Here is an 11,656-nt window from a genome sequence, read left to right as displayed (position 1 = left end):
GATTATTTTTTATCCCACCAAACACGACCAAAAGGATCATTTGGACCGGCACCAAAATCAGGATTTTTAGCCATTTCAGCAATCGCAGTCTGCTGATTTGCATAGTTTAAGTTGGTTGGACTTAATAAATCTATACCTGCTCTACGTGCTAAAGTAAGTGGCGTTCCGTTGGCCTTTAATTCAGACCACGCCAACACCGAGGTGGTATTGGGAAAGCCAGTTCTTTTCCACCAGGCCCAGGCTTCTAAAGGTTGTCTAAAGAAATCAAGGTAAGCCTGACAAGCGATTTGATCAGTTGCTTTAGCCGGATCAAAATTAACTCCAACTTTAGCATAGTAAGCATCAATTGCTGCAGGAGTTACAGCGGTAAAATCTTTTACATTCGCATCAACTGCTCTATCACTATAAAATTGAACAGATGCATATACACCTTTTTTATACCATGTTTCAGCAACGTCTGTAGTAATATTACGGGCCGCAAGATCTGCACGTATAAAGCAATACTCGGCATATGTTAGCACAGGAAAAAAACCTTTGCCTGTACCAGCTTTTAAGCCATCATTATTGTCGAAATTAGGCGTAAACAATCGGTGTTGCAACTGTGATAAATTATCTAATGAAGCATACAACGGCGCATTAGCTGGTAATTTTGCTTCATCAGGACTGGTAAAACTTCCCACGTAATTTCCAGCTGCATTTGGACGATAATATATCGCTAATCTAGGATCCCCTTTTGCAACAAGAAAGTCTAAAACGGGTTTACCTGCTGCAAAGTTCGATGGGCTAAAGTTTCCGCTTGCATCTGCATAAGATGGGCCAACCTTAAGCATCCAGGAATCGTTAACATTTGCCATCTGTACTGGATCTGCTAAAACTTCGGTAGCAATTGCTTTCATTTTAGTTGGATCAACTTTCATTAAGCGAATAGCGATTTTCAGACGTAAAGCGTTTGCTGCTTTAGTCCAAAGTGTTGCATCTCCATTGAAATATGGATCATTTCCACCAAGACTGATCTGACCGGTGGTCGAGCCTTTTAAAGTAGCAACAGCTGCTTTCAATTCTGCATCTACTTTTGCAAATATTTCCTGTTGCGTATCATAACGTGGGGTTTTAGTACCACCATACCTCCCTTGGAAAGCTTCAGTATATGGTATACTTCCATTGATATCGCTCACATAAAATGCATAATATGATAAGAGTATTTGTGAAATTGCTTTCATCTGAACCCTTGCATTTTTATCAGCATCGGGCATTGATTCTATGTTTTTTATCCCATCAATCAAAGCTGGGCCTAATCTGCCATAAAATATTTTACCATAACGCGTATTAAATTGCGAGCCAACATTATTAAAGTTTAGTCCGTTTCCAGTACTTAGTGTGCTATACTGCATCCATAGGTTTGCGGCACGGTACACATCTGCAAAGTACTCGAAATCATCCTGGGACCCTACTGCAGCTCTAAGAAATTGATCTTCAGGCTTAACTTCATATATTGTATTAGGGTTTAAATTTGCTTCTACAAAGCTTTCCTTTTTACAACCGCCCACTACAAGCAAAGCTGAAATTATCAGGAAATATATTTTTGTTTTATTTATAGTCTTCATATCTCTATTATTTAAATAATTAAAACGATGCCCTGATATTAAAACCTAAGCTTCTTACCAAAGGAAAACCGCCATATTCAGCAAAAGCACCTGCCCTGTTGCTAAAAATACTTTCAGGATTTACACCATCTTTAGCTGTTTTATACAAATAGGCTATATTTCTACCGGTTAAATTTAGGCTTAAAGTATTTATTTTTAATTTACTTAAATATTTACTTGGTACAGTGTAGCCTACTGTTACTTCGCGAAGTGCTACCCAAGAATTTTCAAATACTGAATATTCCCTGATACCACTAGACCATTGACTTAAGTTTTCATAATAAGCGTAAGCCGGTACTGGTTTTAACAAACCTTGTTTAACTGCATCTGCATAGGTCATTCCGCCTAAGTCTACTCCATTTGCTTTTAATCCATCATTCAATACACCATCAGGAATAATACCATCATGCTGTACTACACCGTTTGCATCGGTATAAGTTACACCACCTGATGCTTCATCCCTGCCAAAAAGTGAATTGGCAAACGAACCATTAGCTGATCCATATTGATGCGTTCCAGAGGCCATTAAACCACCAATTTTAGCATCAATTTGAAAACTGAATGTAAAGTTTTTATAAGATAATTCTTGTCTGGTACTGGCAAGATAATCCTCCATCATAGTACCCAAATTTTTTCTGGTACCATCATAATCCTGGGATCTTACAAAAGTGTAATAACCACCGGTGGTTCCATAACCCGTATTACCTAATACTTTTTTACCATTACTTGCACTGGCAATTGGATTACCGTTTGCATCTTTCTTTTGATAATATGAATAACCATACCCTGTAATCAAAGAACCATATTGTTCGCCTACTCTGGCTACCGAGGTTATATCATTACCAAAAGCTAGATCTAAGTCATAATTTTCAACCCCTGGTGCCAATTCCAATATTTTGTTCCGGTTACGTGTAAAAGTAACTGAAGCATTCCAATTAAAATCTTTTGACACGATTGGTTTACCAGTTACCAGAACCTCGATACCCTGGTTCTGGATGTTACCGGCATTTAAAGCTTGCGAAGTAACTCCTGATTCCTGTGGTAAAGAAAAGCTTAAAATTTGATTGTAGGAATTTTTCTTATAGTAAGCAAAATCAATGTTTATACGGTTTTTGAAGAAGCCTAAATTGGTACCAATTTCGAGTTCCTTGGTTAACTCATTTTTTAAATTGTCATTTCTAAGAATGTTATCACTAAATCCATAAACCGATTGATTGCCTCCATTAGCATTACTGAAACTACCGTCTTGTAACCTATAGTAGCCGGCTGTATTCGTATATTGTGGCTGAGCCGATAAACCTGTGTAAGAATATGATGCTCTTAACTTACCAAAAGATAATATCGAACTATTTTTGAATGCTGGTAACTCGGTAAATATCCAGGCTAAACCTATGCTTGGATAGAAATATGAATAATTACCGTGCCCATCTCTATAAGTAAGCGCCGATGACCAATCATTTCTTCCGCTAACATTTAAGGTCAACATATTTTTCCAGGTAAGATCGCCATACAAGTAAACTGCGTCTGTACGTTCACCCAAATTTGGATAAGCGGTTGTTGATGAAGGGTTAACGGAATTCGAAATGGAATAAAGATCCGGAACCTTAAGTCCGCCATTGGTAACCGACCTGTTATAAAATGCAGCGTCGCCAAGGTTTTTTTGATAAGTTTCCGCTCCGATTGAAGCATTTAACTCAAAATCACTTGAAAGTTGTTTACTCGCATTTAACAAACCTTGAACACGATAGGATTTATTGGTATTTTGCGTGATCTCGTAATCGCCACCGGCGAAGCCAACACCAGCTCCTCTATTTTTTCTTTCGTAAGCAATATTGTAAAAATTAGTGTTAGCTCTCACCAAAGCCGAAAGCCAAGGAAGAATTTTAATATTTACATCAATATTGGCCAATAAATTATTTTCCTTTTGCGTTCTATTATCATTTTGAAGTCCATATGCAAACGATCCTATACCATAAGGGTCATAAAGATTTCGATTACTAGAACCCAAAGCGCCTCCGGTTACCGGATTGATATTGTTATCAATATAAGCACTTAAATCAACGTTTCTAGGCTTATAATAAGTAAATGCAAATAATGGGTTATTGGCACTTCCCTGTCTTGCCGGATTCAATGAATTCGACATGGTGTAGTTTACACTGGCATCAACTGAAATTGATTTTGAAATTTCTCTGGTTACCCTAAATGCAAATGCATCTCTTTTTAAGCTGTTTCCAGGTTCAACACTTGAATTATTCAAATTGGTATAGGCTAACCGGTAAGTTGTGTTTTCGTTAGCACCTTCAACCGATACGTTTGTATTGATGAACTTTCCAGTATTAAAATAATCTAATGGATTATTGGCTACCCATGGCCTAACAACCCCATCTAAATCTTTAACCATTCTTCCATCCAATTTAGGACCAAAAGAATATCCACCTACGTAATAACTGGCCTGCTGATCAACAACATCCATCCCATTTGCATCTTTTGCAAAAACAGGTGAAATTCCACCTCCATATTCATTCTGAAGATCTACAAATTTATAGGCATTATCAAAAGAGCTGGTTTGCGATACAGTTACGCCCAAGCCTTTGGTAGTTTTACCCTTTTTTGAAGTGATTAATAACACTCCTCCTGCTGCTTTAGAACCGTATAATGCTGATGCAGCAGCCCCTTTTAACACACTAATACTTTCTATATCGTCAGAGTTAATGTTTTTCATAATATTACCAAAATCTGCAGCATCACCCCATGAGTCTGCTCCAGAAGTACCTGGTTCCAACAATATTCCGTCATAAACAACTAAAGGTTGTGTGTTTGTACTTAACGACGAGTTGCCTCTAATTCTAATTCTTGAAGAAGAAGTAGGGCCGCTGGCACCTTGATTAATCATAACACCCGCAACCTTACCCTGCAAAGCATTTACCACATTGGCATTATTTGCTTGCGCTAATTCTGTACCACCAACGGCTGTTGCTGAATAACTTAGCCTTTTGACTTCTTTTTTAACACCAAAGCCAGTAACAATAACTTCGTTTAGTGATTTTGAATCATCAAGCATTACAATAGCCAGATTTGATGAAGCAGCAACTTCTTGAGTGGCTAAACCAATAGATTTAAAAATCAATCTAGCGCCGTCTTTTACCGTAAGGGTAAATCTACCTTCGCCGTTGGTAGAAGTTCCATTTTGAGTTCCCTTTTCGAGAACACTCACCCCAGGAATGGGATCACCGGACGCGTCTTTAACGGTACCAGTAATATTCTTCTGTGCAAAAGCGGTTATTGTTAAAAAACATAACAATAGCACACTTAGACACTTTAAGTACATTTTTTTCATAATTTTATTTGTTTAGTTGATATTAGTTTGAAATAATTCGGGACTTAGTTGAGGGTCATTTCTTTCATTTACGCATACAGTTCGGTTATTAGTTAAAAACTTGTTTAATTCTTTATTCAATTGAAATTAGCTTAATCAAATAAGCTATTTTCGACCATCAAACTGGCAGCAGCCAATAATTCAGCCTCATCACTTAAACTAGAGCATTTAATTTCTGTTTGTTCGGCTACCCGAGGTATACAAAACTCGTTAATTGCCTGTTGTATTGGCGGCAGAAGCATTTTTCCAGCTTTTGCACCACGGCCACTTAATACAATCCGTTCAGGATTCATAATATGGATTAAAGTGGCTAATCCTTTACCAATCTGAAATGCAGCATCAGCTAAAATAGAAATAGCGACAGGATCTTGTTTTACAACTGCATTCAAGAAATGATCTACATGGCTTTTACTTTTATCATTAAAAAGTGTTCTTAAACTTGTTTCTTCTCCATTTTTTACCGCTGCTTCTGCTTTTTGAACCATCACCAAAAGGGACGTTTCCACTTCAAGGCATCCCCGCTTACCACAAGAGCATAAGGTATTGGAATTAGATAAAGGGATATGGCTAAATTCGCCAGCATAACCGCTACTCCCCCGATATAATTTGCCATTAATAATCATCCCTAAACCTGTACCCCAGCCAATATTAACTACGAGTACATCTTTTAAATTTCTTGCTTCACCAAAATTTAATTCAGCTAAGGCAATCAAACTCGAGTCGTTATCTATGTAAACCGGTAAACTTAATTTTTTAGCGAGATAGTCTTGCAGGCTTATATCGTTTTCAACCTGCATAAATGAATAGTTCATTCCCTTCTCTGCATTTACAAAACCCGGCATACCAATACCAATTCCCAATAAATTTTCTTTATCGATTGTTGATTTCTTTATGCAGTGGTCAATAAATTCAATTAAAGTATCAGCACTTTTACTCTCGGTCATGTCTAAATCAATCACCTGCGTGGGTAAAACCTGATGATTTGACAAATCATATATGGTTAATTGACTGGTTAACTGATCCATTGCTACTGCTATTATATACCTTTTGTAATCAGGATTTAATAAAAAATTTAAAGGGCGGCGGCCCCCGGTAGATGGTGCCAATCCTTGCTCTATAATTAAACCATCTTCTATCAAAGCATTTACAGTCGACGTAATTAGAGGCAGGCTCTTTTTAGTACGTTTACTTAAATCGGTAAGCGATGATTTTTTTTTATAATAAAGTAGCTTAATAATGTCGGCCCTTAGTCGTTGTGCTTTCTTAATAGTTGCTGACATTTTTTCAATTTGGTTATATAAAAATATAAAAAAAAACAAAAGAAATGCAATCTTTTTAAAAAAATTAAAAAGAAAGTTGTTTTATATACATATCCACAAAAACATGATACTGGTTTGTTTCATAATCTATTTGGTAATGGTTAGTTAAATTGGCTAGTTACTTTATCAGTATTATTCGATTAGTAGAATTTGAACTGTTTAATCATGGGAAAACTGAACCCATTAATTTTATCAGAAGATGTAAATTGAATATACAGTTAGATTTTTACATGTTTTTTACCAACCGCTGACATAACAAACTTATGAAAAAAAAATATAAATAATGAAAACTTTTTAATTTTTTTAAAAAGGTGATTTTGGCATAAAAAAAAGCCTGCATAAAGCAAGCTTTTTCTAAAAAATATCGTATAAATTAATGGATGCCCATAAACAACCTGCTCCATCTTATTTTATGCAAGAAAGATGCAGTACTATCCCAGCTCATCCAAACAAATAAAGCTTTACCTACAATATGGTCTTCGGGTACAAAACCCCAATAACGCGAATCGGCCGAATTATGGCGGTTATCACCCATCATCCAATAGTAGTCCATTTTAAAAGTATAAGTAATGGCTACTTTATCATTAATATACCAAATACCTGCTTTTTGCTCTACTTTATTTCCTTCGTAAGTTCTAATAGCCCTGTAGTACAGCGGCATGGTATTGCTATCGATTTTAACGGTCCATCCTTTTGAAGGGATTTTAATCGGCCCGAAATTATCCCTGTTCCATACCCTGTTTGGATCGTTCGGAAAAACACCTCCCGGAACAGCGCCTGCAGGATCTGGGCTTAAGGTAACTGATTTCACAAAATCAAATGTTTTTAATTTATCGGCAATTTCTGGCGAGGCATCTACAATGTAGGTCTTATCTGCAACAGCAGGTGTTCCGCCTAAATTAAGTTTAAATTCATCAAGTACAGAATAATTAAAATCCATGGTTTTGAACTCGATGCGATATGGCATCATGCCTGTGTTTTTTAAAGGCTCATTTTTGCCATTTACATTGGCAACGCCATTGCTCATCGAAATTACATCGCCCGGAATCCCAATACATCTTTTAATAAAGTTCTCCCGTTTATCTACCGGGCGGTCTATTATCGTAAATGTGCTTCTAACCTGCTGCCGGCCCATGCTTCTTTCTAATGCATAATAACTTTCTGCCTGGTTTTCTACGGCTACAGTATCTCCTTCGGGAAAGTTGAATACAACAACATCGTTTCTCTTAATTTTGGATAAACCCGGTAAACGATGATATTTCCACTGCACACCATCCCAATAAGCTTTGGTAGAAGTGGTTAAAGGCATAGTATGGTGGGCAAAGGGAAAAGCAACCGGAGTCATCGGGATACGTGCACCGTAATTAACTTTACTCACAAAAAGGAAATCGCCAATAAGCAAAGATCTTTCCATCGAACCAGATGGAATGGTGTAAGCCTCAATAAAAAATACGCGGATGATGGTTGCTGCTACTACTGCAAAAACAATTGCATCAACCCACTCACGGGTTTTAGTTTTTTTCTTCTTTGGGGCATCTTTTTTTCGTTGCCAGAATTTATAATTCATATATCTTATTTTTGGTTTGCGATTTATTAATCGGTTACCTGTTATCCTTCGGTGTGATTTCACAGATTATGTGATTACACAGATTATTATCTGTTTGGTTATTCAGTTAATTGCATAAATCGCTTAACTGAAAACTGCCAATTTTCAACTGAAAACTATTTCCTATTCAAAAATATCAGTAATGCTGAAAAATCCTTTTTTATCTTTCAACCATTCTGCCGCTACAACTGCACCTAAAGCAAAACCAGCTCTATTATGCGCAGTGTGTTTAATTTCTATTTCATCCACTTCACTACTGTAAATTACAGTATGTGTACCTGGAATATTTTCTATCCTATGCGATTCTATCAGCAATTGCTCTGCTTTCGGAAACAATTCAACATCAGTCCCAACCACTTCGTTTAACCACTCCTGTTTTCTATCCAGGTTGTCTACGATCCCTTCCGCAAGGGTAATGGCTGTACCACTTGGTGCATCCAGTTTCTGTGTGTGGTGAATTTCTTCCACCTGAACCTCATAGGCAGGGTAATTATTCATCAGCTTGGCCAAAGTTTGGTTCAGCTTAAAGAATAAATTTACGCCAATACTAAAGTTAGACCCATAAAGCAAGGTATTGTTACTGTTGTTGCAATCGTCTTTTACTTCCTGGAGTTTGCCGTACCAGCCTGTTGTACCTACAACTATGGGCACATTGGCATCAAAGCAGGCATCAATATTTTTTAAAACCGAATCAGGCGTACTAAAATCGATGGCTACATCAGCCGATTTTAAATTTTGTCTGGTTAAATCGTCCTGATTATCGATCGTTATTTTTAAAACAATTTCGTGGCCACGTTCCACTGCAAATTTCTCGATAATCTGCCCCATTTTACCATATCCTAAAAGCGCAATTTTCATGTGTTTATAGTTTAGTTTTAATTGTTATGAAGCTATCAGATTTTTCATTAATGTAGATGTTTTAATGGTGTTTCAAGAAGGCCTGAGCCATTTATTCACCCAAGTTTGGTTTGAAAAATCATGATGGTTTCATCTGTTTATATTTATTTTCAGTTTTTATTCTTGTTGTATCTAACCTTTAGTAGCGGATAAACAATTATGATTTCAAATGTAGTGTCCTATATTGAATATTCATGATGGTTTCTACATTAAAATGTTAGTGATAATTTTAATGCGGGTGTTGCATTGAAACCATACATTGAATTAGTATTAATCATAGATGGCATTACCTTAAAAGAAAGGTTATCATCAATATTAAAGAAATGCAAACGGGCTGCGACATAAGCATCAACTATATTAGCAAAATAAACCAAACCGTAAGAGAACAATACAATTTGCTTATTTCTTCTATAGGTATCTTTACGCTGGGTTATGCCTGTAGTAGAATAACGGCTACCAAAAGGGCCGTTAGGATCAGGCTGATTGTTATGCGAGTCGCGATACTGTAATTCTGTTAGTGCTAAATTATATTGCTTGCTACTTTCGATGTACGACATGGTAAGTACGGTTATACCACCATAAATAGCTGCGATTTTACCACCGGTATATAGCTTTTGAAAAAACTGGCTTTTTCCGGCTCTTGTACCATAACCGTCGTTAAGCAGTTGCATATTGTACAATTGCCCCCACCCTGGTATAATCATCGATCTGAAAACCGCTTTTCTACCGGCAACCTTACCCGGATTAACATACTTGGCTTTCATCGAATCCTTTCTGGTCATCGGTTTTTTAGCCGCAGTATCTAACGATTTAGATAATTTAATTTTCGAAGTATCAGCAGGTTTTAATACCGTATCCTTAACCTGCGCCGAGGCTAAGTTTACAAGAAAAAATGTAAATGCAGCAACCAGTATTAAAAGCTTAGTCTTTTGCATTACCAGTCTAATAACTCTAAAATTCGGTTTAAGTCGTCATCACTCATAAAAGGTATTTCTATAGCGCCTTTACCGTTCTGACTTACTTTTAACTTTACGCGGGTAGCAAATTTAGAGGCCAGATCGTCCTGTAATTTTTGATATTGAAAAGAAACAGCTTTTTCTTTCGATTTTTCGCTGCCTTTTAAAGGTACATGCTGCAAATTACGTACAAGTTCTTCTACCTTACGTACCGATAATCCTTTTTCTAAAATTTCCTGGTGGATAAACAATTGTTTGTCAACACCATCAACATTAATTAAGGCTCTTGCATGCCCCATGCTAATTTTCTGATCTCGGATGGAAGCCTGAATAGCTGGCGGAAGTTTTAACAAACGCAGGTAATTGGTAACCGTTGTACGGTTTTTGCCTACACGTTCGCCTAATTGCTCTTGTTTTAAGCCTACCTCGTCAATCATCCGCTGGAAACTCAAGGCCACCTCAATGGCATTTAAATTTTCGCGCTGAATATTTTCGATCAAGGCCATTTCCAACATCTGTTGGTCGTTGGCACTGCGGATGTAAGCAGGAATCTGTGTTAAACCAGCTAGTTTCGAAGCCCTGAACCTACGTTCACCAGAAATGAGCTGGTATTTGTTGGCGCCAAGTTTTCTAACCGTAATCGGTTGTATTAAACCTTGTATCTTAATCGAATCGGCAAGCTCGTTTAAAGCTACCTGGTCAAATTCGGTACGTGGCTGGTATGGATTGGTTTCAACTTCAGTTAAACTTACGTGACTGATATTGCCAATCTGCTCGGTTTCGCTCACAGCATTTACCTGCTGTTTTGGCGGATGAGAAGATTCGCTATCATCTAAAAGCGCACTTAACCCTCTTCCTAAACCTGTTTTTCGCTGAAAAGATGTCATCTATAGTTTATAAAGTTGCTGTTCCTATGTTTTCTTCTTCCTTTAGAAGGCCGTTTTTCTTTACAATTTCGCGCGCAAGATTAAGGTAGTTAATGGCACCTTTGCAATTGGCATCGTGCATAATTACCGAAACGCCATAACTAGGTGCTTCACTTAAACGTGTATTACGCTGAATAATGGTATCGAAAACCAGTTCGTGGAAATGTGTTCTCACCTCTTCTACCACCTGGTTTGATAAACGTAAACGCACATCGTACATGGTAAGTAAAATACCTTCAATTTCCAGATCAGGGTTTAAACGGTTCTGAACAATTTTTATAGTATTTAATAACTTACCCAAACCTTCTAGCGCGAAATACTCACACTGAACAGGAATAATAACCGAATCGGCCGCTGTTAAAGCATTGATGGTGATTAAACCTAAAGATGGTGAACAATCGATGATAATAAAATCATACTGATCTTTAATTTTCTCCAAAACCGCTTTCATTTTGTACTCGCGGTTGTTCAGGTTAATCATCTCGATTTCTGCACCAACCAGATCGATGTGAGCGGGCAGTAAATCTAAATTTGGTGTATCCGTTTTTTGGATGGCCTGTAAAGGATCGATATCATTAATGATACACTCATAAATACTATCTTTAATATTCCGGGGATCGAAACCGATTCCTGAAGTCGAATTTGCCTGAGGATCAGCATCAACCAGTAAAGTTTTGTATTCTAATACGGCCAAACTCGCAGCCAGGTTTATAGATGAAGTTGTTTTACCAACACCACCTTTTTGATTTGCTAATGCAATAATTTTGCTCATCTATGTATCCGAAATTTACTTAACGTTTATTTGGGCTGTGTTATTTATGCGTTTTAATTGGCAAAAAGTTCTATTTTTGCGTTGTTTACGGCCTTTTTCACAATCAGCTAAGATACAAACTATATGGCAATTTTAGCAAGAAGCGTGTTTGGGTTTTACAC

Annotated in this window: 8 protein-coding genes; all 8 read right to left on the bottom strand. The window is 37.2% G+C overall.

Features of this window, described 5'->3' with window-relative positions; genetic code table 11:
• Window positions 1-2: 2 nt before the first annotated feature.
• The gene (locus LQ201_RS18285) at window positions 3-1,604 is read right to left on the bottom strand and encodes a SusD/RagB family nutrient-binding outer membrane lipoprotein (protein WP_230146259.1); all 1,602 of its coding nucleotides are present in this window, start codon (window positions 1,602-1,604) and stop codon (window positions 3-5) included.
• 19 nt (window positions 1,605-1,623) lie between these two features.
• Window positions 1,624-4,980, bottom strand: a complete 3,357-nt coding sequence (locus LQ201_RS18280) for a SusC/RagA family TonB-linked outer membrane protein (RefSeq protein ID WP_230146258.1) — start codon at window positions 4,978-4,980, stop codon at window positions 1,624-1,626.
• A gap of 131 nt (window positions 4,981-5,111) precedes the next feature.
• Window positions 5,112-6,299, bottom strand: coding sequence for an ROK family protein (locus LQ201_RS18275; protein ID WP_215132417.1), 1,188 nt, complete (start codon window positions 6,297-6,299; stop codon window positions 5,112-5,114).
• A gap of 412 nt (window positions 6,300-6,711) precedes the next feature.
• The gene (gene lepB / locus LQ201_RS18270; protein ID WP_230146257.1) at window positions 6,712-7,905 is read right to left on the bottom strand and encodes a signal peptidase I; all 1,194 of its coding nucleotides are present in this window, start codon (window positions 7,903-7,905) and stop codon (window positions 6,712-6,714) included.
• Window positions 7,906-8,067: 162 nt separating this feature from the next.
• Complete coding sequence (dapB, locus tag LQ201_RS18265) at window positions 8,068-8,802, bottom strand: 4-hydroxy-tetrahydrodipicolinate reductase (RefSeq protein ID WP_230146256.1); 735 nt, start codon at window positions 8,800-8,802, stop codon at window positions 8,068-8,070.
• 248 nt (window positions 8,803-9,050) lie between these two features.
• On the bottom strand, window positions 9,051-9,776 hold the full coding sequence (locus tag LQ201_RS18260) for a DUF5683 domain-containing protein (RefSeq protein WP_230146255.1): 726 nt from the start codon (window positions 9,774-9,776) through the stop codon (window positions 9,051-9,053).
• Window positions 9,776-10,684 (bottom strand): ParB/RepB/Spo0J family partition protein, encoded by a 909-nt coding sequence (locus tag LQ201_RS18255; RefSeq protein ID WP_029280116.1) that lies wholly within the window; start codon window positions 10,682-10,684, stop codon window positions 9,776-9,778. The genes LQ201_RS18260 and LQ201_RS18255 overlap by 1 nt, the downstream gene beginning before the upstream one ends.
• A gap of 7 nt (window positions 10,685-10,691) precedes the next feature.
• The gene (locus LQ201_RS18250; RefSeq protein WP_055912555.1) at window positions 10,692-11,495 is read right to left on the bottom strand and encodes a ParA family protein; all 804 of its coding nucleotides are present in this window, start codon (window positions 11,493-11,495) and stop codon (window positions 10,692-10,694) included.
• Window positions 11,496-11,656 lie beyond the last annotated feature (161 nt).

It is taken from the genome of Pedobacter sp. Bi126 (assembly GCF_918698245.1).
Taxonomy (GTDB): domain Bacteria; phylum Bacteroidota; class Bacteroidia; order Sphingobacteriales; family Sphingobacteriaceae; genus Pedobacter.
The sequence above is the reverse complement of the archived record's forward strand: the minus strand, read 5'-3'. Positions and strand labels throughout refer to the sequence as shown.